The sequence below is a fragment of the Acinetobacter pullicarnis genome (assembly GCF_006352475.1).
GTDB classification, from domain to species: domain Bacteria; phylum Pseudomonadota; class Gammaproteobacteria; order Pseudomonadales; family Moraxellaceae; genus Acinetobacter; species Acinetobacter pullicarnis.
Genome location: NZ_VCMZ01000001.1, coordinates 3,433,940 through 3,458,355, shown reverse-complemented (window position 1 = coordinate 3,458,355; position 24,416 = coordinate 3,433,940). Strand labels below are relative to the sequence as shown.

20 protein-coding genes are annotated in these 24,416 nt (G+C 42.4%); 13 read left to right on the top strand and 7 right to left on the bottom strand.

Going from position 1 to position 24,416, the window contains the following annotated elements; translation table 11 throughout:
• The first annotated feature begins 109 nt into the window (after window positions 1-109).
• Together hemW and FD716_RS15490 are read left to right on the top strand one after the other, a co-directional pair.
• Entirely contained in the window at window positions 110-1,264 is a 1,155-nt protein-coding gene (hemW, locus tag FD716_RS15495; RefSeq protein ID WP_139853716.1) for a radical SAM family heme chaperone HemW, read from the top strand.
• A 179-nt stretch (window positions 1,265-1,443) separates the two neighbouring features.
• Entirely contained in the window at window positions 1,444-2,295 is an 852-nt protein-coding gene (locus FD716_RS15490) for a hypothetical protein (protein WP_139853152.1), read from the top strand.
• A gap of 121 nt (window positions 2,296-2,416) precedes the next feature.
• Here FD716_RS15490 and FD716_RS15485 read toward each other — a convergent pair whose 3' ends face one another.
• A complete protein-coding gene (locus tag FD716_RS15485; protein ID WP_139853151.1) occupies window positions 2,417-4,240 on the bottom strand; it encodes an acyl-CoA dehydrogenase C-terminal domain-containing protein in 1,824 nt (607 codons plus the stop codon).
• Window positions 4,241-4,479: 239 nt separating this feature from the next.
• Here FD716_RS15485 and FD716_RS15480 point away from each other — a divergent pair, with 239 nt between their 5' ends.
• Window positions 4,480-6,912 carry a hypothetical protein gene (locus FD716_RS15480; protein ID WP_139853150.1) on the top strand — a complete coding sequence of 811 codons (2,433 nt, stop codon included), beginning with the start codon at window positions 4,480-4,482 and terminating at the stop codon, window positions 6,910-6,912.
• 144 nt (window positions 6,913-7,056) lie between these two features.
• Window positions 7,057-9,381, top strand: a complete 2,325-nt coding sequence (locus tag FD716_RS15475) for a hypothetical protein (protein ID WP_139853149.1) — start codon at window positions 7,057-7,059, stop codon at window positions 9,379-9,381.
• 96 nt (window positions 9,382-9,477) lie between these two features.
• On the opposite strand, the gene aroE is transcribed toward FD716_RS15475, so the two are convergent.
• The 5 genes from aroE to ribA all read right to left on the bottom strand — a co-directional run bounded on the left by aroE (window position 9,478) and on the right by ribA (window position 13,287).
• Window positions 9,478-10,266, bottom strand: coding sequence for a shikimate dehydrogenase (gene aroE / locus FD716_RS15470; protein WP_139853148.1), 789 nt, complete (start codon window positions 10,264-10,266; stop codon window positions 9,478-9,480).
• A gap of 223 nt (window positions 10,267-10,489) precedes the next feature.
• Window positions 10,490-10,696 (bottom strand): hypothetical protein, encoded by a 207-nt coding sequence (locus tag FD716_RS15465; RefSeq protein WP_139853147.1) that lies wholly within the window; start codon window positions 10,694-10,696, stop codon window positions 10,490-10,492.
• Window positions 10,697-10,936: 240 nt separating this feature from the next.
• On the bottom strand, window positions 10,937-11,881 hold the full coding sequence (gene hemF / locus FD716_RS15460) for an oxygen-dependent coproporphyrinogen oxidase (RefSeq protein WP_139853146.1): 945 nt from the start codon (window positions 11,879-11,881) through the stop codon (window positions 10,937-10,939).
• A 70-nt stretch (window positions 11,882-11,951) separates the two neighbouring features.
• Complete coding sequence (locus FD716_RS15455; protein ID WP_139853145.1) at window positions 11,952-12,509, bottom strand: hypothetical protein; 558 nt, start codon at window positions 12,507-12,509, stop codon at window positions 11,952-11,954.
• 175 nt (window positions 12,510-12,684) lie between these two features.
• The gene (ribA, locus tag FD716_RS15450; RefSeq protein ID WP_171477058.1) at window positions 12,685-13,287 is read right to left on the bottom strand and encodes a GTP cyclohydrolase II; all 603 of its coding nucleotides are present in this window, start codon (window positions 13,285-13,287) and stop codon (window positions 12,685-12,687) included.
• 300 nt (window positions 13,288-13,587) lie between these two features.
• On the opposite strand from ribA, the gene dxs reads away from it, so the two are divergent.
• The 9 genes from dxs (at window position 13,588) to FD716_RS15405 (ending at window position 23,282) form a co-directional block, all read left to right on the top strand.
• The gene (gene dxs, locus FD716_RS15445; protein WP_139853143.1) at window positions 13,588-15,501 is read left to right on the top strand and encodes a 1-deoxy-D-xylulose-5-phosphate synthase; all 1,914 of its coding nucleotides are present in this window, start codon (window positions 13,588-13,590) and stop codon (window positions 15,499-15,501) included.
• A 120-nt stretch (window positions 15,502-15,621) separates the two neighbouring features.
• Entirely contained in the window at window positions 15,622-16,452 is an 831-nt protein-coding gene (locus FD716_RS15440) for an inositol monophosphatase family protein (RefSeq protein ID WP_139853142.1), read from the top strand.
• A gap of 242 nt (window positions 16,453-16,694) precedes the next feature.
• Entirely contained in the window at window positions 16,695-17,306 is a 612-nt protein-coding gene (locus FD716_RS15435) for a MarC family protein (RefSeq protein ID WP_139853141.1), read from the top strand.
• A gap of 379 nt (window positions 17,307-17,685) precedes the next feature.
• Window positions 17,686-19,671 carry a DEAD/DEAH box helicase gene (locus tag FD716_RS15430; RefSeq protein WP_139853140.1) on the top strand — a complete coding sequence of 662 codons (1,986 nt, stop codon included), beginning with the start codon at window positions 17,686-17,688 and terminating at the stop codon, window positions 19,669-19,671.
• Window positions 19,672-20,058: 387 nt separating this feature from the next.
• Window positions 20,059-20,883, top strand: coding sequence for an ABC transporter ATP-binding protein (locus FD716_RS15425; RefSeq protein WP_139853139.1), 825 nt, complete (start codon window positions 20,059-20,061; stop codon window positions 20,881-20,883).
• Window positions 20,880-21,659: a lipid asymmetry maintenance ABC transporter permease subunit MlaE gene (mlaE, locus tag FD716_RS15420; protein ID WP_139853138.1), complete on the top strand. Its 780-nt coding sequence runs from the start codon at window positions 20,880-20,882 to the stop codon at window positions 21,657-21,659. The genes FD716_RS15425 and mlaE overlap by 4 nt, the downstream gene beginning before the upstream one ends.
• Window positions 21,659-22,327 carry an outer membrane lipid asymmetry maintenance protein MlaD gene (gene mlaD / locus FD716_RS15415; RefSeq protein WP_139853137.1) on the top strand — a complete coding sequence of 223 codons (669 nt, stop codon included), beginning with the start codon at window positions 21,659-21,661 and terminating at the stop codon, window positions 22,325-22,327. Before mlaE ends, mlaD begins: the two co-directional genes overlap by 1 nt.
• Before the next feature lie 20 nt (window positions 22,328-22,347).
• A complete protein-coding gene (locus FD716_RS15410; protein WP_139853136.1) occupies window positions 22,348-22,977 on the top strand; it encodes an MlaC/ttg2D family ABC transporter substrate-binding protein in 630 nt (209 codons plus the stop codon).
• Window positions 22,978-22,994: 17 nt separating this feature from the next.
• Complete coding sequence (locus tag FD716_RS15405) at window positions 22,995-23,282, top strand: STAS domain-containing protein (protein WP_139853135.1); 288 nt, start codon at window positions 22,995-22,997, stop codon at window positions 23,280-23,282.
• Between the two features lie 76 nt (window positions 23,283-23,358).
• Here FD716_RS15405 and FD716_RS15400 read toward each other — a convergent pair whose 3' ends face one another.
• Window positions 23,359-24,372 carry a CorA family divalent cation transporter gene (locus tag FD716_RS15400; RefSeq protein ID WP_139853134.1) on the bottom strand — a complete coding sequence of 338 codons (1,014 nt, stop codon included), beginning with the start codon at window positions 24,370-24,372 and terminating at the stop codon, window positions 23,359-23,361.
• Window positions 24,373-24,416: the final 44 nt, after the last annotated feature.

Below are 24,416 nucleotides of genomic sequence, written 5' to 3'. Positions count from 1 at the left end.
CGATGATCAATCGTGCGTCTAAACAGTCTAGAACAAATTCATGACATTACCTAAGCGAAGCAAGTCAGACATGTTAAAATCGGTTTTTATTTTTTTCCGAGTTAAATTCTTGACCGCGCTCAATCCTGCTGCTGTGCCTTTGTCTTTGTATATCCATATGCCGTGGTGTGTGCGGAAATGTCCCTATTGTGATTTTAACTCGCATGCCGTACCCGATGGCAAACTCAGCTTAGATTTAGAAAAAGCGTATTTACAGGCTTTGGTCGAAGATTTTAAAACGCAAATTGACTTTGCCCAAGGACGTCTGATTCATAGTGTGTTTATTGGTGGAGGCACGCCATCACTGATTTCAGCGCAAGGCTATAGCTGGTTATTTGCTCAACTGAAACAGCAACTTGAATTTGAAGCCGATTGTGAAATCACCTTAGAAGCCAATCCAGGCACTTTAGAGCATGAGCCTTTTGCAGGTTATTTGCAGGCGGGGATTAATCGACTTTCGATTGGGGTGCAAAGCTTTGACACGGACCATCTAAAACGTCTCGGCCGAATTCATAGTAATAATGATGCCTTATCTGCAATTAAATTGGCCAAGCAAGCCGGTTTTGCACGGGTCAATGTCGATTTGATGCATGGTCTGCCTGAACAAAGTTTGGCGCAGGCGCTACTCGATTTAAAACTTGCGGTTGAACAGGGCGCGACCCATATCTCTTGGTATCAACTGACCATTGAACCCAATACCGTATTTTTTAGAACCCAACCGATTCTCCCAGCAGAGGATGTGCTTGAACAAATTCAGTTGCAAGGTGAAGCTTATCTGCTTGAGCAAGGTTTTGTGAATTATGAAGTTTCAGCGTGGCGAAAAGAACGGCCGTCGGCACATAACTTAAATTATTGGCAGTTTGGTGACTATTTGGCGATTGGTGCAGGCGCACATGGCAAAGTGACTTTGCCAGACGGGGTTTATCGTTTTCAAAAAACCCGCCAGCCGAAAGATTATTTGGCCAAAATCCCGGCTGAACATGTGCAGTTTAGAAAGCTTGAAGCAGCTGAATTGCCTTTTGAATTTATGATGAATGCGCTGCGTTTAAATCAAGGGGTTGCAGCCAAGCTGTATGCTGAGCGCACTGGACTGCGCCTAAGTGATATAGATGAAACCTTGGTATCGCTTAGACAACGTCAGTTGTTAGTGAATGACTCACAGCGCTTGTCGTGTACCGAACATGCGCATGGTTTTCTCAATACTGTATTGCAGAACTTTCTTTAGGTTAAACCGTCAAGGGGCTCAATCGGTTTGAGCTCCTTAAAGTTTTAAGCCCTGTAAGATGCAACTTGTTAAATTTAAATATTTGAAATAAATAAAATTAATATATAAGGTGTGGCTTGTGTGGTTTAGATCTGCACGCTGACTAAAATTGAATAATAAGATTTTAAATGGGGAAATCTATGCAGAAATTAGAAGCCAAGCCTGAAAATCACAAAATTTTTGTTTTTAGTAAAGTTTTTGAGTTTGCATCAGCGAAACAGCAAGCTGAGAAAAAGAAACTCAATGCATTTGGTTTAAATAAGTTTAATCCCTTCAATCGGCCGACCGATGAAACCGTGGTGCTCAAAGACCAAATCTTACGTTATGAACCTTTTTGGTATGTCGCCAGTCGCCGTCAGCTCGATTATACCTGTGAAGTCACCTATGCCATTCCAGTACACAATCCACATGCGACTGCGATTTCAAGTAAAGCAACAGCGAGTGAGTCGGCAAATTATCCAGTTATTCGTCAGCAGGATAAATCAAAAATAGATGTTCCCGTGGTTGAGCATTGCCATCGTTCGATTGAATATGCGGGACACTTTGATGGGTTAAAGCGTGGCATAAAAACCAAAGCATTCATTGAATATATTAATAAATTTAATCACGAAGAAGTCCAACAAGTTGCGTTGGACAATGTCCTCAAGCCATTGTTGTCGGTTGATGAGTTGACCAGTGTGGTGCGCTCTGAATTACAGAATCAAGTGATTAATGCTACGACGATTGAACGTGATGCTGAAGAAATTACGGCTTTACATCTGTATTTTCGACCGGTATATGCATTCGAGTACCGTTGGTCGACTACAGATAAAGTCGGGGTGATTGAGGTTGATGGCTTAACTGGTGAAATTGTTGAAGGTGGTAATTGGTTTAAGAATACTTTTGAACAAACCTTTACCCGAGATAATTTAATTGAACTCAGTGCGGAGTTGGCGACGATGGTGGTGCCTGGTGGTGGTACCGCAGTTAAAATCGCTTCTAAAATGATGTAAATACTGGGGTAGATGCATAATAGTATCGTGAATTACACAGCATCAATAACAAAGCGCGCCGTAGCGCGCTTTGTTATTGAATGAAAGTCAGCTTTGAGGCTGACTTTTTTGTCAGTTCAAATTAGTAATCAAAACTAAAATGATCAGCAGGCAGTGAGGTCATGGTGCGAGATGGATTAACCATGGCTTCAGCGTGACCTTGGGTGCGTGGCAAGATCCGTTCAAAGTAAAAATCAGCCACTTTAATTTTCGCTTTATAGAATTCAACTGATTCTTTACCAGTGCCATCTTCTAATTTTTCAGAAGCGACAGCCGCTTGTTGTGCCCAGAAATACGCCATCATGGCATAGCCTGAGAACATTAAGAAATCAACCGAAGCACTGGAAACGATATCGCGGTCTTTACGTGCTGCAAGCATGATACGAACCGTTAAAGCATTCCATTGTGCGCAGATTTTGGTGAGATCCCAAGAGAAGCGACGCATATATTTATTGGGTGCATGACGACCTGCAAATCTTAAGATTTCAGCCGTATATTCACGCACCACTTTACCTTTAGAAGACAACAAGACTTTACGACCAATCAGATCCAACGCTTGTACGCCAGTTGTACCTTCATAAAGCGTTGCGATACGTGCATCACGGGCAATTTGTTCCATGCCATGCTCTTTGATATAACCGTGGCCACCAAAGATTTGCATACCATGGTTGGCAGCTTCTAAGCCAAGCTCAGTTAAAAAGCCTTTTAAAATTGGGGTGAAGAAGCCAAGTTTGTCATCATAGGCATCAAATTTTTCTTGATCGCCTTGTGCCAATGCATCCGCCATTTTATCGGCAATTTGTGCAGCATGATAAATCATGGCACGGCCACCTTCGGCAATGGCTTTCTGGGTTAAGAGCATACGACGAACATCGGCATGGTAAATGATCGGATCAGCAACTTTTTCAGGTTCTTTTTTACCAGACAGTGCGCGCATTGACATACGTTCTTTGGCGTATGGGAGTGCACCTTGGAAGGACAACTCAGCATGTGCCAAACCTTGTACCGCAGTACCAATACGTGCAGTATTCATAAAGGTGAACATGGCATGTAGGCCTTTGTTGGGTTCACCAATCAGATAACCAATCGCATCGTCAAAGTTCAATACGGCCGTTGCAGAGGCACGAATCCCCATTTTATGTTCAATCGAACCACAGCTCACACCATTGCGTTCGCCAATGCCACCGTCAGCAGTCGGTAGGAATTTAGGAACAATAAATAAGGAGATGCCACGAGTACCAGCAGGTGCATCTGGGAGACGTGCCAATACAATGTGCACGATGTTTTCAGTTAAATCATGTTCACCCGCAGAGATGAAGATTTTGGTGCCACTAATTTTATAGCTGCCATCTGCATTGGCTTCTGCTTTACTTTTGACCTGACCTAAGTCGGTACCACATTGTGGCTCAGTCAAACACATGGTGCCAGCCCAAGTCCCTGCAACCAAATGCGGCATGTAAGTGTTTTTCTGTTCGTCTGTACCAAACTGCATGATGGTGTTCATACAACCCATACTTAAACCTGGGTACATGGTGAACGACCAGTTGGCGGTGCCCATCATTTCAGATTTAATCAGGTTCAATGACATCGGTAAGCCTTGGCCACCGAATTCTTCTGGATAAGAAAGTCCTTGCCAGCCGCCTTGTACAAACTGGTCATAGGCAGCTTTAAAGCCTTTGGGGGTGGTGACTTCACCATCATTGAAATGACAGCCTTCTTCATCACCGCTTTGATTGAGGGGTGAAAGCACATTTTCACAGTAATCTGCCGCGCCTTCTAAGATCATTTCAATGGTATCTGGGTCTGCATTTTCGCCATTTTGCAAGGTTGCATAATGGGCAGGGTAGTCAAATAACTCATTCATTAAGAAACGGATGTCACGTAAGGGAGCTTTATATGTTGGCATGTGTTAATCCTAATATAGAAATAGTTTTGGATTTTTCAATCAATGGGTTGATTATTCATTTTTAAATAAAAAATACATTGATAACTGCTGCTAAATAAAATGTCAGAAAGGCGAATTTGATATAAATAATACAAGTCGGAAGTTGTTTTTTTTGCTAGACTCCTAAGGGTTTATTTTGATCAATTAGCCTAAACGTATTGGCTTGAAACGATAATTAAATCGGGTGTTTAAAGAATCTTATGCGATTAAAAAATTTAACATTATGTCTTTTGGGTTTGAGTCTTTCTGCATGTTCAATGCATGCAATCCAAAGCAACCAAACCACAGTAAGCCTAGATCAGAAAGCGACGCAGGGATTGAATGCAATTTATAGCACCCCGAGCTTTGATTTTAATGGGCAGTTTAAATTGGATTTTGCGGCTGAGACAGCGCAACAAAAACAATCCAAGCAGCAGACCTTGGAACCACAGCTTGAGAAGCAACTTGAAGCCTATTTGAATGCGCAAAATGTTAAATTAACAAAACAGCAAAAACAAGATTTGTATCAAGCGATTGCGCAAGAAAAAGATGCTGACTATGCATATAGTGGTACTGGAAGTACTGATAAATTTCAAGACTTCCTCGGTAATATTTTATCAAACATTCAATTTAGCTATGATGGCTCAGTGCATTACCGCGACCAGATCGGCTCGCTCAACCTAACGGCAAAATACGATAAACCGAATTTATCGGTACAGACGAAAGTGCCGATGGTGCTTGATTTTAAAAACAGTAAATTCTATGTCAATTACTTTGGCATCATGCCATTTATGGTCAACTCACAAAGCCAAGACAGTTTAACTTATTTCGATTTTTCCAAGTTCAAAGGCGACCTTGATAAAATTGATATGAAAAACTTAGTTGATTATCTCAAAGCCAATACTGCGATTCCATTTGTATTGGCGGAGCCTGAGCAACTTAAAAGTCTAAGCATAAGTTCACAAGAAAAGGCACGAGGTGTTGTTGAGAAAATACGCTTAACCTCAAGTATCGAAGAACTATTTTTACAACAGCGTCTGTTTGAAGCGGTAAATCTGTCATTTATGACAAATTCCATCGTTGATGTCGAAAAATTGGTGAATGACAATACCAAGTCAGCAGTGAGCGAAGCCGCTGTAGAGCGCGATGAAGACGAAGAGTACGTGCGTTATGCAACCTCGGAAATGAGCACAGCGGGCGCTGAAGCTTATCGTGAAAGTATTAAACTGTATCGTTTGGTAAATGAACACCTCGGTGGTGACGATGCACGTGATAGCGATGATGAAGCCTATGTCGAAGACAGTGCGGCAGACAACGCAGCAGATAATTACGCAGAAGCCAGTAATGCTTATGCAGCAGCGGCTGAAGCTGCAGTCGGTGGTGCAGATGAGTATGACTCTGCAGCAGATTCGGCTTCTGCAGAGGAAGCCTATGGGGTCTCAGAAGAGGCACTCAGCGCGACTGATGATGGTCTGACCGAACCGCAATGTGATGCACTGCGTCAACAAACAGGTCGCAGTAAATTGGGTGATGTGACTTATTGTGAAGATAATTATGGTATTGGTCTTTTAAATTCGGCAGCGCCTTCTGAGGATAATAACAACCCATTTGCCGCCTTTATTTCAGATGAGCATGAGGCATTGGTCCAAAAATTCCAAAGTTATGGTTCAGAAAAACTAACCGATGCAGTCGCTTTTAAGCAACTTTGGAATCAGCACAGTGATGAAATTAAACAGCTTTTGGCTAAGCACAAAAGTAATGTCTATGTCGCTGATATTGGGTTAGATGCGCAAGGTCGTGCCGTTGTTACCGATTATGACTTGAGTTTCAACGTTGAGAAATTTGGTCAGATGAATCTGAAATCAGAGACCAATATTTTTAACTACGGCAAGGCGACTGCAATTTCACAGCGTCAATTAAAAGATGCCAAATCGGTTGAAGAAGCCAGTAAAGGTTCAATGCTTGAAAGTATTGTTGAACGGATGAGCACAGCTTTTGGCATTGCCAGTACTGAGGCAGTCGCAGAAAAATCGAAGGTTAAATCTATTTCACAGCAGTTAGATGATGTGGCTGCACAGGTTTATGATGCGACAGGCTCATATAGCAAAGCCTATGAAGCGGTTTATGCATTGAAGCTATCACTTGAACATGCACAAATTGTTGAATATTACACGCCCCGTGAATTGAATGAAATTGCCCGCGTTTATGCCTATAGTTTCGCAGACCAAAGTGTTTATCACCCGAAAGGGAAGCAATTGGCTGAATTAGAAGCGTTGATGGTGAAACATCAATTACAGTCGCGTCGTCAATACGACACTGAAATCGGTACGGATGTTTATGAAGTGGTGATTGAGGCCATGGATCAACGTAAGCAACGACTTGAATGGCAGAAATTGGTGAAACAATATAAACAGCCAAAAGCCATTTTTGTACAAGCATATATGCAGCAATTCCTTGAAGAGCAAACGCTTGATGCTCAAGAGAAAGTTCAGTTAAAAGCCACTGCTGAGGTTTTAGCACAAGCTTATGCAGATTCAAGACAAAATAAATTGTCGAAGAAAAGCATTCAACGTTTGTCACAAGGTGCTGAAGAGTATATCGATTACGATTTGTACAGCAGTCTTTATGAGAAATTATTAGTGCAATTTAAGTAATGCTGAACCATTCAATTTGCGACGAGCGCGCAATTGAAGGGTAACCCAGTCTTTTAAATAAGCGGCTATTTTTAGCCGCTTATTTAAAGCGAAAAGAAAAATTTTGATGTTTCATATCGATAAAGAAATTGGATGTAAAGTTCTATGCGTTTAAAAACCTTAACATTATGCCTGTTTGGGCTTAGCCTCTCTGCCTGCTCAACCTATAGCATTCAATCCCAATCTCGGACGGATGCCAGTCTTGATCAAAAAGCAACGACGGGTTTAAATGCGATCTATGCCTATCCGAGCTATGATTTTAATGGACGTATTAAGTTATCCTTGGATGTTGATCCGAATGTAAAGCCTGAAGTTGCTGCAAAGAAGTTAGATCAAAAACTTGAGCAGCAAGTCGAAGCCTATCTAAAAACACAGAATATCCAACTGACCAAACAACAAAAACAAGCCTTTTATACGACGATTTCCGAACAACAAAGTTCGAGTAATCCATTGGTTAAACGTGATGTTTTTCAGATTATGTCTGGCGTCCTTGAACCAATACAGTTGAGTTATGATGGCTCGGTGCATTATCGTCAGAAATTAGCCGCCTTAAATCTGCACTATAAATATGAAACGCCGAACGCTAAGTCTGAAATGACCGCGCCAATGATCCTCGATTTTCAGAATGATAAATTCTATTTTAATATTGCTGGCTTTATACCGTATTTGCTGACCAAGGAAAATCGCGATCGCTTTGTCTATTTTGATTTTTCAAAATACAAAGATGACATCAATAAGGTCGATTTAAACAATGTGGTGCAGTATCTCAAACAAAGTACCGCGGTTCCTTATGCATTGGCAGATGCGAAACAACTTCAACAGGTTGCTTTAAACTCACAAGATAAAGCCAATCAAGTGGTTGAGAAAGTACGCCTCACTTTTACATTGGAAGAAATGGTCTTGCAGCAATTTCTCTATGCCAATGTAAATCAAAATTTTCTAAAAACTTCGATTTTAAAAGATACAAAAGAAGACCAATCCAAAGATGACGCTAAGGCTATCGAAAGCACTGCAACTGAAGTGGAAGATGATGATTATTATGGGTATGGCCTCACTGGAGAGGCACTTGCTGCGCATAAATCAAGTTCTAAACTACGTGATTTAGTTGATACACATTTATATTCAACGCAAGATGCCGATGAAGTCGAGGGTTTGGATGAAGAAGATTTAGCAGATATCGAAGCTCAGGTTGATGCAGAGGATGTTGCACAGTCCGACGAAGATGAGGTCGATGTGGTTGCCGCTGAAGCGTCTGGTTTAAGCGAAGAGCAATGTGAAACGCTGGCTGAAAAACCCAAAACTGCAAAAATGGGAGATATTAGCTACTGCCAGTCTGAATTTAGTGTTGATATTTTAGCCGCTGATGAAAAACAGGATGAGCGACCAGAACTCAAGACAGCAACAGCAGCATTACTTTCACTTGCGGAGCTATCCGAGGTATTTAAACCAGATGCAAGTGACGACTTCGTTGATGCACAAGGCTTTAAAACGCTTTGGGTGAAGCATGCCGATGAGATTAATGCGGCTTTAGCCAAGCAAAAAACCAATCCAATTACGGTTGATGTTGGGCTAGATGCGCAAGGGCGCGCCAGAACGATTGATTATGGTATTGATTACCATATTGAAGATTTGGGCCGAATTAAATTTAAAACCGACATGAATATTATTAATTATGGTAAAGCCACGGCCATTCCTCAAAGTACTTTAAAAAATGCGGTGACCTTTAAAGAAATGCTAAAAGGCTCTGCATTTGAACAGTTATGGGACACATTAGATTTAGATAAAACTGAAGGCAAGACGACTGAGCTACCGAAAAAAAGCTTCGATGAGCAATTAGAAGATGTGGCACAGCAGGTCTATGCCAAAACCCAGTCGTATAGTAAAACCTATCAAGCGGTTTATATTATGCAGTTGACCCAAGATCAACCTAAAGTTGTGCAGCATTATTCGGCAAAACAATTGAGTGAGATTGCACGGGTATATGCATATAGTTTTGCCGATCAAAGCATTTACAACCCTAAAGGCAAGGAATTGGCTGAGTTAGAAAGACTGATTGAAGTACATCATTTACAAGACCGTACTCAGTATGACTACTCACTAGGTGATTCTGTGTATGACGTGGTTGAAGCTGCGATTGAGCAGTACAAGCAAAACCAAGTATGGCTTGGGTTAGTGAAGCAATACAAGCAGCCGAAAGCCGTATTTGCGCAATACTATGTGCAACTTTTCCTTGAAGAACAAGAGTTAAGCAAGGCTGAGCAAGTACAGTTAAAAGCGACCGCTGAGATTCTGGCACAAGCTTATCTCGATTCAAGAAAAAACAAGTTGTCTGAGAAAAGTGTCGCGGGTTTACAAGCTGATGCAGAGGACTATATTGACTACAGCATATACCGCAAAGTTTTTGAAAAAACCGCAAAGCATTTTAAGTAATTATCGATAAACAATTAGATAGTCAAATAACAAAGCACCTCCAAGGAGGTGCTTTTTGATTTAAGACCGTTATAAGTTTTTTAAAATGAGTGCGGCTTATAAAAACTGTTTTAGCGCAGGGCGCACACCATGCCAAATTGCAAAAGCTTCAACTGCTTGTCCAACCAACATGCCATAACCATCACTATGCGCAACACCGCGCAACTGTGCTTGTTCTAAAAAGCTAGAGGCTTTTCCATAAGCCATTTCATAGGCAAAGTTAAACTGTAATGCTTCGGGTAAGATCAGCGCATCGCCAGACAAACTGGCCGAAGTGGCATTGATGACCAGATCAAACTCACCTTGAAGTTGATCGAGGCCACATGCGCTTAAGGTTGTGCCTGCAACTGCTGGTTGTAAGTCTGCAACTAATTGCGTAGCACGTTCAACAGTCCGATTGGCAATCACGATTTTGTCGGCACCGGCTTGTGCCAGTGGGTAAATCACTCCACGGGTTGCTCCTCCCGCACCAATAATTAATATTTTACTGTGCTGAAGTGGCCAATCTAAGGCCTTAATCGCATCGACTAGGCCCTGTCCGTCGGTGTTGTCACCATAAAGCTGACCATCTACACGCCATAAAGTATTGACGGCTTTGGCAATTTTTGCGCGCTCGGTCAACACATCACAACGTGCATAGGCTTGTTCTTTGAAGGGGACGGTTACATTGAGGCCAAGACCTTGCGCATCAAAAAACTGTTGCATACTCTGTTCAAAACCATCAAGTGGCGCAAGCCGTTTCTGATAGTCCAACTCAAGTCCTAGGCTTTGAGCAAAGGCATGATGCAGCTCGGGTGAGCGTGATTGTTCAATGGGGTTGCCAATAACAGCAAATTGTTTGCGCATAAACCGATCCAATGACTTAAAAAGCAATGGACACAATATACGTGATTTAAGCGGGAGGGCAAAATATTGAGGAAGAATAAGCGCAATGAATAAAGTGCGATCTACATCAGTGTTTTGTTGTGAAGACCTTGTTTGTCATGCATTTAAATAGCAGGTTTGGTCTTAAAAGATTGTCAGGAAATCGCCTCAAGAGGGTTGAGGGGTTAAACAGGGTTAAACGAGTTTAAGGGTTACAGATGGATTCGAGAACCTCTAAAACAATGGTGGCAAAGATCGCGATTATTGCAACAACTAATAGACTGCTGAGGGTCATGCTAATTCCGTCTGAAATATCATTTTGAAAAGCAATAGTGACAGCGAATGAGCAAAGTAAACTAATCAGCATGCCAATCGACAAGATGATTTTTTGATTGGTGCTTAAGGTGGGCATGGACAAACTCTAACTTAATGGTACCGATTCATACACGATTCGGAGATGGTTGTGTGAAGTACACAAGGAATCATTTTTCAGAAGTTTAGCCAGTGTAAACTGATCTTGAGGTGATGTGGGGAAGTAACTTAAAAATCAGACAGAGAATTGTGAGAATTCTTTTCTAATATGAAAAAAGCAACTGTTGCATCAGGCAATACAGTTGCTTTTTGGGTTGAGTCTTTCTGTTTGCGTTTTAGCTTAAGCTTTGTTTTTTGCTAACCAGTCTCTTGGTTTTAGGTAATAGTCAGCAAGACGTTGCTCTGCAGATGCTTCATCCCATTCTGGGCGATAAGACCAGGCTGCCAAATTTGGCAGACTGACTAAAATCGACTCGATACGGCCACCGGTTTGTAAGCCAAATAAAGTACCACGGTCATAAACCAAATTGTACTCGACATAGCGACCACGACGATAAAGCTGGAAATCGCGTTGTGCAGGGGTAAACGGTTTATCCTGATTTTTTTGGAAAATAGGAATAATTGCCTCTAAATAACCATTGCCGACAGCTTGGATGTATTTGAAGCAGGTTTCAAAATCCCATTGATTTAAATCATCAAAGAATAAACCACCGACTCCGCGCTGTTCATCTCGATGCTTGAGATAGAAGTAATCATCACACCATTTTTTATGTTGGTCATAGACGTCATCCCCAAAAGGGGCACATAAGTCATGCGCAGTCTGGTGCCAATTTAAAATGTCTGCATCATTTGGGTAAAATGGAGTGAGGTCAAAGCCACCACCGAACCACCAGATCGGTTCCTGCCCTTCAGGTTCGGCTACGAAGAGTCGAACATTGGCATGTGAGGTTGGTACATTGGGGTTGTTTGGGTGAATGACCAAGGATACGCCCATGGCTTGCGCTTTTGCGCCTGCAATTTCAGGGTGACGTTCTGTGGCCGATGCAGGGAGTGAGGTGATGTTGATGTGGGAGAACATCACACCACCTTTTTCAATCACTTGCCCATCTTGTAACACGCGAGAACGACCACCACCACCTTCAGGGCGCTGCCAGTCATCAATAATAAATTGTGCTTTACTGCCGCTTTGCTGTTCTTGCTTTTCTAGAGCAGCACAAATACGGGCTTGTAAATCGAGGAGAAATTCGCGAACGCGTTGAATATCAGCTGAAGTGGGGTTCTGCATGATGGTCCTCATAAGATGATTTTATAGGTTAAATACATAAAAGCATAAAACCATAATAAAAGTAAGGGTTTTATATCATTTCTTTATCGACTGCAGCGTCTAGTTGTTTAAAGACGTCATTGCTTTTATATCTGTACACAATATAAGCTACAAAAACAATGATTAAAGTGAAACCAATCGAGCTAGACATATAACCTGCAATGCCAGCAATAAGAAAGCTTAACCAGAGCAACATGATGTAGTGTGACTTGGCTACACGTTTTAGCGCATCATCATTATGTTGTGCTTTGCCAAGGCTAAGATTATTTAATCGTACAAAGGGGCCTTCTTTTGCATTGCTTGGGATCACCCAAAGCATTTGCACTTTATGACCTGCACGTAAGCTTACATTCCAATTGGAAAGGTTAACATCAAGTTCTTTACCCTCATCATTGACGATGAAGAATTGGTCATGCACAACAGTGGTTGAACTAATATTAATCGGTGCGGTACCGCCTGTACCTTGGTAACTTGCCCCACCGCCACCAGACCCGTGAATTTGAGTTTCTCTTTGTTTACTGGTATCTACAACCTCACCATAGAATTGGCAAATCTCATAGCTTTTATTGTTGACAATAATATTGGACATCTAACCCCCAAAAACGATCCAAGTCTTGATTTACGTATAGTGTGGCAAGTTGTGCCGCTTCATATGATAGGCAAATCCAGTCAGATCAAAATGCGACCCAAATCAATTAATGTTTAGGTCGTCTTTATAAAGGAGCCATCAAAATATAAAAAATATAACGATTGGTCAAATCTATTTAAAAATCTTCTTTGTCATACATATGCGACATGCGCTCATGTTTGGTTTTTAAATAGTCTTCATTCATTGGATTCATGCCTACTGTGAGCGGGATTCGATCAACGACATCAATTCCTTGTTCTGTTAAGGCTTGAATTTTTAATGGATTGTTCGTAATTAGCTGAACTTGTTTAATTTTGAGTTGATCAAGCATGATACTGCACATATCATAGCGCCGTGCATCTGCGGGCAGATTCAAGAGTAAATTGGCGTCAACAGTGTCATGTCCTTGATCTTGCAGCGCATAAGCACGAATTTTATTGGTGAGACCAATACCGCGACCTTCTTGGCGTAAGTATAAAATGGCGCCTTGTCCAGCAGCATCGATCATTTGCATTGTATTGTGCAATTGCGGGCCGCAGTCACATTTAAGTGAGGCAAAGGCATCACCGGTTAAGCATTCTGAATGAATGCGAACCAGTACGGGCATGGTTGGTTGGTGTTCTAAACCTTTAGAAAGCGCAATGTGTTCTTCGCCTGTGTTGGGGTCCTGAAAAACGCTAATTTTAAAATCACCAAAAGCCGTCGGGAGCTTTGACGTCGCAACAAATTCGATCGACACAGAATTTTCCATTATTCATGTAGAAATTGGTTAAAGTATATCGTAAAGCTCAAGTATTGATAGAACTGTGAAATATGTTTCGCTGCATTCGTTTTTGTTTTTTGTATAAAGCAAACGATAATAGTTGATAAGTAGTAAGATTATTAAGGATAATCTAGCACCAAGCATTTCCAAGTGTCATTTGGTGCTCGCGCATTACTCGTCATGTGGCCGATTGAGGTGATATGATTCGATTTATAGCGTGTACTAACCCGTTTACCTAGCTTAGGATTTGCCAGGCTTAAGAAGGCTTTGCCACATATGTTGTATACAGAAATACCAGCTCAACGTCCAGTTACGCCTTTGTTAGATGGAATTGATCATCCTCAGCAATTACGTCAGCTCGCGCAAAGCCAGTTAGCTCAAGTGGCGGATCAATTACGTCAGTATATACTCTATGCCGCGGGACAAAGTGGCGGTCATTTTGGGGCAAATTTAGGGGTCATCGAATTAACGGTTGCCTTGCATTACTGTTTTAACACACCAAACGATCGTCTGATTTGGGATGTGGGGCATCAAGCTTATCCACACAAAGTATTGACAGGTCGTCGTGAACAATTAACAACCATTCGTGCTAAAAATGGTTTGGCTGCCTTTCCCGCTCGGGAAGAATCAGAGTTCGATACTTTTGGTGTTGGGCATTCTTCTACTGCGATTTCAGCAGGGTTGGGCATGGCTTTGGCACGTCGCTATCAGCAATCGGCATGTGAAGTGGTTGCAATTGTGGGTGATGGTGCGATGACTGCGGGCATGGCCTTTGAAGCCATGAACGATGCAGTGGCACATCAAGCCGATCTTATTGTGATCTTAAATGACAACGATATGTCGATTTCCTGTAGTACCGGTGGTTTTGCACAGCATCTAGCCGCGATTTGGGAAAAAGGACAGTTGGTCAATATTGATGCCGATGGTCAAGCCTTTATACAATCACATCCAGACTGGTGCTATACCTCGCGTTTACATAAGCCAGCAACCGATGCGGCAGATAACTTATTTAAAGCCATTGGCTTTGATTATTTTGGTCCTTTCGATGGTCATGATGTCAATCAATTAGTGACGGTATTTGAGGCCTTAAAAAAACGGAAAGGGCCGCGTCTGATTCATATCTATACGAAAAAAGGCAAAGGCTTTGCACCAGCCGAAGCAGATCAAATTAAATATCATGCCGTGAGTCGTACAAATTCAGCGCCTGTGGTGGCGCAAGCCACTGTTGCACCGAAATATTCTGAAGTCTTCGGTCAGTGGTTATGTGACCAAGCAGAACAAGACTCACGATTACTCGCGATTACACCAGCCATGTGTGAAGGCTCGGGCATGATGCAATTCGCCAAACAATATCCAGATCGTTATTTTGATGTGGCGATTGCAGAGCAGCATGCGGTAACTTTGGCGGCGGGTATGGCATGTGAAGGTCTGAAACCTGTGGTTGCGATTTACTCGACCTTCTTACAGCGTGGCTATGATCAGTTGGTGCATGATGTTGCCTTACAAAATTTAGATGTGACTTTCGGAATTGACCGTGCAGGGCTGGTGGGTGAAGATGGCCCAACCCATGCTGGTGCCTATGACTATGCTTATATGCGGACGGTACCGAATATTGTGATCATGGCGCCCAAAGATGAAAATGAATGTCGTCAGATGTTGCACACTGCTTATTTATATCCTGGGCCAGCAGCAGTGCGTTATCCGCGTGGTAATGGTTTAGGTGTTGAAATTCAACAGCAAATGACAGCCATGGAAATTGGGAAAGCCGAATCTGTGGCTTGTTTCCAAGCGCAGCATGACGAGAAAATTACCATTTTGGCTTTTGGTAGTCGTGTCAGTGTTGCTGTAACGGCAGCAGAGCAACTTGCAGCTGCGCTTGAGGTTGCCGTACAAGTCATCAATATGCGCTTTGTTAAACCACTTGATACGCAGCTCATCTGTTCTGTTGCAGCAACAACACATTTATTTGTGACTGTGGAAGAACATGCTGTGATGGCTGGCGCGGGCAGTGCTGTGAATGAGTTCTTGGCACAAGCACAAATTGTGAAACCAATATTGAACTTGGGTTTGCCCGATGAATTTCTGCCCCAAGCCAGTCATGCAGAAATGCTCAAGGACTGTGGACTAGATGCCGGTGGTATTCAAAACGCGATTCATCAAGCCTGGTTAAAGCTGCTTCAAACAGTTTAATTTCAATGTGTTAGAAAAAATAGCAAGATTTTTACCCTAAAAGCGCTTTCATTTGCTAAAATGTTGGCGCTTTTATGCATTATTCTTTATCAGATTCTTTAATTTTGTAGTGGGTGTTCAATGGAACCTATGGTGGTGATGGCTGCGCGTGCGGCTGAAACAGTTGGTCAAGAGCTTTTAAAAGCACATAAAAATCGTCATAAACTCGACCTACAAGTTGAAGAAAAAGGTATTGATGGGCCTGTAACGCAAGTTGATCGTTATTTAGAAGAATTGACGATTGCAACTTTGCGTAAAAGCTATAAAAACCATAGCTTCTTAGGTGAAGAATTTGGTTTGCAAGAAGGTAAAGGGGATGATGCTGATTGGTGTTGGATTATTGATCCACTCGATGGCACACTCAACTTTGTTAATGCAGTTCCGCATTTTTGTATTTCAATCGCAGTGCAGCACAAGGGTATTACCCAACATGGCGTCATTTATGACCCAGTGAGAGATGAGCTGTTTTCTGCCAGTCGTGGCCGTGGTGCCATGATGAATCAACGCCGTATTCGTGTGAATATTAAAGACAGCTTAGATAAAAGCTTCTTAGCGGTTGGCCATGCTTATCGTGCAAAACGTAATGGCGAAATCGTTTCTTATGCTAAAAACCATTTTGAATCTTTGTTAGCTGTGACTGAAGCTGGTGCGCAATATCGCCGTACGGGTTCAGCAGCTTTAGATTTAGCTTATGTTGCTGCAGGTCGTTTCGATGGTTATTTCGAACTTGGCTTAAAATCATGGGATATCGCTGCTGGTGAACTCTTGGTGAAAGAGGCGGGTGGTACTATGGTTGATGCACGTGGTGGTAACGACAGTTTAGACAATGGTCAAGTATTGGCATGTTCAATGAAAATGCTTAAACCACTAATGCAAACCGTTGTTCCTGCTTGGGGTGATGCTGCAAAATAATGTAGCCACTACAGCGTTATAAATAACAGTCTAAAAAACCATCGTGTTTTTTGGGCTGTTTTGTTTTGGTAAAGACTATTGATAAAAATAAAAAATCAAATGAGTATCAATGGTGTGTGCAGTAATGTGATGTCATGCAATTTTTTTCATGGTATGGCAGCATAGAGAGCGGCGTAAATCATTTTGGGTCGATTTAACGCAAGGTCCGTTTTTTTGTATAGGTAATGACTTAGGTATCTATTTTGAACAATCTTTATATTCATTCATTTACATTATTTTTTGCTTTATTAAACCCTTTTCTCATGAGCATTTACATGCTGGGTTTAATTCGGAATTTAGAATTTAAAACATTTGCAACGGCACTCATTCAGGGGGCATTGATCGCCTTAACCGTATTTATGCTGTTTGCATGGGGTGGTGAGTCGATTTTTAGTGAGTTTTTACAGGTTCGATTTGAATCTTTCCAAATTTTTGGTGGCATTATTTTCTTGGTGATCGGTTATCGTTATGTATTTGAAGGTGCCGATACTATTGGTGTGACACGTGGGGCGCCAGAGCATGTGGCGGGTGCCATCGCAATGCCCTTTATGATTGGACCTGGAACCATCAGTGCGGCAGTGGTGACGGGGGTGCAATTGCCGTTGGTGGGTGCTTTTGCGGTTATTGGTGCCACCCTTGCGATCAGTTGCAGCTTGCTTATTTTAATGAAGTTTGCACATGACAACTTAAGGACCAAGCACTCTAAATACATTGATCGCTATGTCGACATTGTTGGTCGTCTATCTGCTTTGTTGGTGGGAACCATTGCCATCGATATGATCATCACTGGTGTGGTTGGCGTTATGAATAATTAATATTGCGCTTAAGCTTAGGGGCGTGCATTTTGAACACAAGATTAAAATTGCAGAGAATCTTTAATTTAAGCGTGACATTTGTTTAATAGCTGTTATACTCCCGCCACGCAGTTCATTTCCGTTCATTACCTGAACATTCTCTTCTTATACATTGTGTATGCGCGTCCGGTCCAACTAGAGGACGATATCTCGCGCCCCAATCGCTTAAGCGATTCTTTCAGGTTTACGGCCGTAATCTTACGTGCGTTATATCACATCGTCCTTACTCGGATTGCCGCTGATCTTATATTTTCAGCGTTTATTTGCTGTGCCGCTTTTTGCCGATGTCCATCTGATTTATTTTATAAATGGAGCACCCATTTGCGGGTGAATGTCCTCTATGAGCAAAACTTTTGCTGATTTTCCTTTGCATGAATCTTTACATAAAGCAGTTGAAAGCCTAGGTTTCACTACACCTACCGCTGTTCAAGAACAATCTATTCCACTTGCGCTAGATGGAAAAGACCTGCTTGTATCTAGCCAGACCGGTTCTGGTAAAACTGCAGCTTTTTTACTACCAACTTTAAATGCGATTGCTGACCAAGATAGCTTGGGTACAGTAAAAGATCGCATGCGTGCTGTAACGCAACCAAATATTTTAGTGCTTTGTCCAACACGTGAGTTGGCTCAGCAAGTTAGCCAAGATGCGATTGCATTTGTACGTCACATGAAAGGTGTTCGTGTTGCTGCAATTATGGGTGGTATGCCTTTTGGTAAACAAATCCAACAATTAAAAGGCGCTCAAGTTGTTGTTGCTACGCCAGGCCGTTTACTTGACTTGGTAAATCGTCGTCAAATTAAACTTGACCTTGTAGATGCATTAATCGTCGATGAAGCTGACCGTATGCTTGATCTAGGTTTCTCTGAAGACCTTGAAGCAATTGGTGAATTAGCGGGTAACCGTAAACAAACATTGATGTTCTCGGCAACGTTTGCAGATCGTATTATCCGTCTTGCTGAACGCATGATGAATAATCCACAACGTATCGCAATCGAAACGGGTCATACAACCAATACTGACATCACCCAAACTTTACATTGGACTGATGGTTTTGAGCATAAGAAAAAATTACTTACGCATTGGTTAAGTGAAGAAGATTTAGATCAAGCTGTTGTTTTTGCAAGTACGCAAGAAGATACAGATATGTTGGCTGAAGAACTGGCTGAAGCTGGTCTTTCTGTGGTTGCATTGCATGGTGCTATGCCGCAAGCCGTACGTAACCGTCGTTTACGTAGCATTCGTGAAGGTCGCGCTAAAATTTTAGTTGCAACTGACGTTGCTGCACGTGGTCTTGACGTACCAACAATTTCTCACGTGATTAACTTCGGTCTTCCAATGAAGAACGAAGACTATGTTCACCGTATTGGCCGTACAGGTCGTGCTGGTCGTACTGGTAAAGCAATTACTTTAGCAACTTACCGTGAACGCGGTAAAATTCGTGCATTAGAAGACTATTTAGATGCACGTCTAAATGTTTCTGAAATTGAAGGCCTTGAGCCATCTCCACCGCCAGCGAAAGGCAGTCGTGATGGTCGCGGTCGTGATGGCGGTGGTCGTGGTCGTGATGGCGGTCGTGGTCGTAGCTTTGGCGGCGGCAGTCGTGATGGCGGCGGTCGTGGTCGTGATGGCGGTGGTCGTAGCTTCGGTGGCGGTAGTCGTGATGGCGGCGGTGAGCGTCGTAGTTATGGTGATGATCGTCCACGTCGCGAAGGTAGTAGCTTCTCTGAGCGTCCACCACGTCGTGACTATAACGAAGATCGTCCACGTCGCGAGCCAAGTGCTGATGATCGTCCGCGCCGCGAATATAGCGCTGACCGTCCACGTCGTGAAGGTGGTTACAATGATAAACCACGCACTAATTCGAATGATGACAACCGTGGCAATCGCGTAGATTACAAACCACGCAGCGAAGGTAACTTTGCTGATCGTCCTAAACGTTCTTTTAGCGATGACCGTCCACAACGTTCTTTTGGTGGTGATGATCGCCCTAAACGTACTTTTGGTGGTGATGACCGTCCTAAACGTACTTTTGGTGGTGATGACCGTCCACAACGTTCTTTCGGTGGTGATGACCGTCCTAAGCGTACTTTTGGTGGCGATGATCGTCCTAAACGTACTTTCGGTGGTGATGATCGTCCACAACGTTCTTTCGGTGGTGATGACCGTCCTAAGCGCACTTTCGGTGGTGATGATCGTCCTAAACGTACTTTTGGTGGCGATGATCGTCCTAAGCGTACTTTTGGTGGTGAAGATCGTCCACGTCGCGAATTTAATTCTGATCGCCCGAGTCAAGATGATCGTCCACGTCGTAAATTCAACGACTAATCATCAATACGCGATTTTGTAAATAAATGAACCAGTCTTAGGACTGGTTTTTTTATGTACGCATGTTTGATTTTAAAATGTGATGCTTGTCAATTTAGTATAAAAAAGTGATAATTATAACGTTAATGTAAAGGGGCTACATTTCAAATGATGTTTTATGTTTTTAGCACATTGGTTATTTTTAACTTGAGCTACTTCTTTTTCAGCAGTTTGTTCTTAATTTAATTCTGAACTAAAATTTACAAAAAATATAAGCTTATTAAAATCATTATTTTACAAAATAAGGGCTCCGTTCGTCCTCATTATTATCTTTGAATAACAGTACATTAACCCTAATTCATGATGGTATAGTACATCAGCTGATTAATTGCAGGAAAATGTTCATTTATGAATAACTCAGTGTTTCAGGAAACTGAGGCTGAGGCTTTAATTGAAGTTAATAATTTAAGCTTTAACCGAGGTAAACGTGTCATTTACGACAATGTCAGTTTAAAAATTCGACGTGGACAGATTACCGCAATTATGGGGCCATCTGGCACTGGTAAAACCACCTTACTGCGCTTAATTGGCGGACAACTCCCCGCAGATCGTGGGGAGGTTTTGTTTGATGGTGCCAATATTGTCAAGATGTCTCGTCAAGAATTATTCGCTGCACGTGCACGTATGGGCATGTTATTTCAAAGTGGTGCTTTATTTACCGATATGTCGGTTTATGAAAATGTTGCCTTTCCAATCCGTGCGCATACTCAATTGCCAGAGCATTTAATTGCTGAACTGGTGGCACTTAAATTGGAATCGGTGGGTTTACGTGGGACAGAACAGTTTATGCCTTCTGAACTCTCGGGAGGGATGAACCGTCGTGTTGCTCTGGCGCGTGCCATTGCACTCGATCCAGAGTTGATCATGTATGACGAGCCATTTGCTGGACAAGACCCGATTGTAAAAGGGGTGTTGACCCGTTTGATTCGTTCACTACGTGAAGCGCTGGATCTGACTTCCATCATTGTCTCGCATGATGTGGCAGAAACCCTCTCAATTGCCGACTATATTTATGTGGTGGCAGAGGGAATTATTCAGGGTGAGGGTACACCTGAGCAGCTCAAAGCAGATTCATCACCATTCGTACAACAATTTTTATCGGGCTCAATAGAAGGCCCAGTCGATTACCAATTTAGCCATCAAGCCTATTTAAAGAATGAGGTGCGTTCATGAATGCCATTGCCTTATTAGGTAGACGCGTCATTGAACGTGTAGAGGGGATTGGTGTTGCAACGATCATGTTGTTGCAGATTTTATTTTCAGTACCAAGCCTACTTGGCGTAAAACTTTTTATTTATCAGATGTATCGCGTTGGCGTACTGTCTTTACTGATTATTGCTGTATCTGGTCTGTTTATTGGTTTAGTGCTCGGCTTACAAGGCTATTCAATTTTAGTCAATGTGGGTTCTGAGTCGATGTTAGGCACCATGGTGTCTCTCACTTTGCTCCGAGAGCTCGCACCGGTGGTTGCAGCCTTGCTGTTCGCGGGCCGTGCAGGATCTGCGTTGACGGCTGAAATTGGTCTAATGAAAGCCACTGAGCAACTTTCGAGTATGGAAATGATCGGTGTTGATCCATTAAAACGCATCGTATCACCACGCCTATGGGCGGGGATTGTCAGCCTGCCGATGCTTTCCGTTATTTTCGCAGCCATTGGTATTATGGGCGGCAAATTGGTTGGTGTTGATTTTCTTGGTGTAGACGAAGGTTCATTCTGGAGCGGCATGCAAAGTAACGTCCAGTTTATGCATGATATTTTTAATGGCACCATTATTAAGAGTATTGCTTTTGCCTTTATCTGTACTTGGATTGCTGTATATCAAGGTTATGCCTGTGTCCCAACTTCGGAAGGCATAGCAACCTCAACGACACGAACGGTGGTGTATTCATCACTCTGTGTATTGGGCCTAGATTTTGTGTTGACTGCGGTCATGTTTGGAGGAATTTGATGAAATCACGTGCAAGTGAACTGACCGTAGGTATTTTGGTTATTATCTTCGGCTTAGCTTTGTTTTTTTTAGCAATGAAAGTCAGCGGTCTTGTTGGGACGAACTTAAATGATCCCTATACCATGACGGCTAAATTTGACAATGTGAATGGCTTGAAACCACGCGCCAAAGTGACCATGAGTGGGGTAACCATCGGGCGTGTAGACCAAATTACACTTGATCCGGTAACGCGCCTTGCTACCGTTTCTTTTGACCTGGATGGAAAGTTGACCACCTTTGATGAAAAACAGTTAAAGACGGTACAGCAGGATGCCTTGGCAGAGTTGCGTTATAGCGCTGACTATGAAGCTGCAGACCCAGCGAAACAAAAAGAAATGGAACAACAACTGATTGGTAACATGAAATCTATCACCAATATTGATGAAGATGCTTACATCATGGTGGCAACCAATGGTTTGTTAGGTGAAAAATATTTGAAAGTAATTCCTGGTGGTGGTTTGAATTATCTTAAACGAGATGATGTTATTTCAAACACGCAAGGGACAATGGATTTGGAAGACTTAATTTCCAAGTTTATTACGGGGGGGACAGGTAAGTCTGATGATACCGCGACTGCACCTGAGGCCAGTAGTGATAGCAATGATGCACAAACATCGTTCGTTGAATAAATTGAAGAGGAATGGTTTAAATGAATATGTTATTGAAAACAACACTAACAGCAAGTCTATTAAGTTCAATGATTGCAACCACAGCATTTGCAGCACCTGCAGAAGCACCTCCCGCTTTTGTTAAACGTGTTGCTGATGGTTTGATGACGCGTCTGAAAGCCGATCAAGCAAAATTACAAAGTAATCCAGCTGCGATTAATGCGATTGTGCGTCAAAACCTTGATCCGTATGTTGATGGCCAAGCGTTTACTCGTATCGTGCTTGGAACCTATGCGACCAATCAATACACCACTGCGGCTCAACGTGCACAGTTTGAAAAAAACTTCCGTGAAACATTGATCAATAATTACGGCTCAGCGTTTGCGAAATACAGCAATCAGACTTATACCATGCGTCCATATAAAGACACTGGTAGTAAGAACCCTGTTGTGACGATTGATTTCATTGATAAAGGTAATAAAACTCCGGTTTCTTTCCAGTTGGCAGATAGCGGTAATCAGTGGAAAGTCCGTAATATCAACGTTGCAGGAATCGATTTGGGTTTGCAGTTCCGTAATCAGTTTGCAGCCAACGTAAAACGTAATGGCAATAACGTTGATAAAGCAATCGCAACCTTTAAGCCAGATGCTGATGCAGCGGTGAAAAAATAATTGACAGTAGGTGTCAGGTGATTGAATTTAAAAATCAGGAATTAACTGTTTCTGGCGCGATTAATTTTGAGAATGCGGAAACCTTGTATTTGAATGGTTTACGAATCATTCAGATGCAGCAGCAGTATCCGATCATTGTTAATTTATCGCAGTTAAAAGCGGCCAATTCATTAACACTTGCGGTGTTGGTGCGCTGGTTGCGTCAAACGCCAGAGGCCAAGGGATTATTGTTTAAAGCGGTCCCTGAGCAGATGCTAAAGATCATTCAGTCTTGTCACTTAGAAAATGATTTGCAAATGATTTAAGCGAAAAGTATGGTCATGATTCAATTTCAGCACTCCAATGGGGTGCTGAATTGTTTTTAAGAGCAGGATTATATTTTTAAATCCATTTTTTCCATCGAAAGTAAATCAGTGGTCCAATAAAGAACACAATCAAGATGCTTATCACCACAAAGAAGCTGGTGGTGCCGTGAGCAAATGGCAAGATTTCAGTGTTCATCCCATAGATACTGGCAATTAACATGGGGGGAGCAAGCATACTTGGCAAAATAGAGAATCGACGAATCGTGTCATTCTGTTCGGTGTTAATAAATCCAGAGGTGGTGTCGAGTAAGAAGCGGACTTTTTGAAAGAGGAAGGCATCATGTTCAACCAGTGAGCGGACATCCTCACTTAACTCTCGTATATCAGCATCATAGATATGGCTACCCAGTGCACGCGGGCGTGATAAAAATGTCAGAACCCGACGTAAGTCGATTAAGCACAGCTGTGCTTTTCCGAGAACGTCTTCCTTTTGAGCCAGACGTGTAATCATATCGTCAAGGTCGAGAATCTGCTCACGATGGCGGTTATTCAGGACTTCAGTGGAATACATTTCGAGGTCCTTGTGGATATCTTCTAAGATATCCGCAAGCTCATCAAGCTTTGCTTCTAATAGACCAAGCAGTAACCAAACAGGATCTTTATAGTCCATGTCATAGTCATTGCGACGTGCCCGTGCTCGAAAGGCCCGAAAGGCCACCAGTTTCTCACCACGTAAGGTAAACAGGCGTTCTTTATGCAGAATGAATGCAACGGTTTGCACGGTTGCCAACATATTGCTACTGTCTTCAACATCTGGATCGACTTGATAGTTTTTATTTTTAGTTAGAAAATAGGTGCTGATATGTAAAATCCCGTCATCATCTCGATAAAAACGAGCGGATGATGAAATGTCTTCTAAGGATTTTAATGTCGGTAAGTTTTGTGTGTAAGCATCATAGACCCATTGTTGTTCTTCTTGCGTGGGTGCGATAAGGTCAATCCAGACAAACTCTGGGTGTAGATCGAAGCCACCATTAACCGTGACGTCTTCTAAACTGCCGCGTTCTGTTGCATAAAAAGCTTCAAGCATGTTGTCTTTTCTCCCTACGCGGTATGGGGTCAATGAATGGGTGT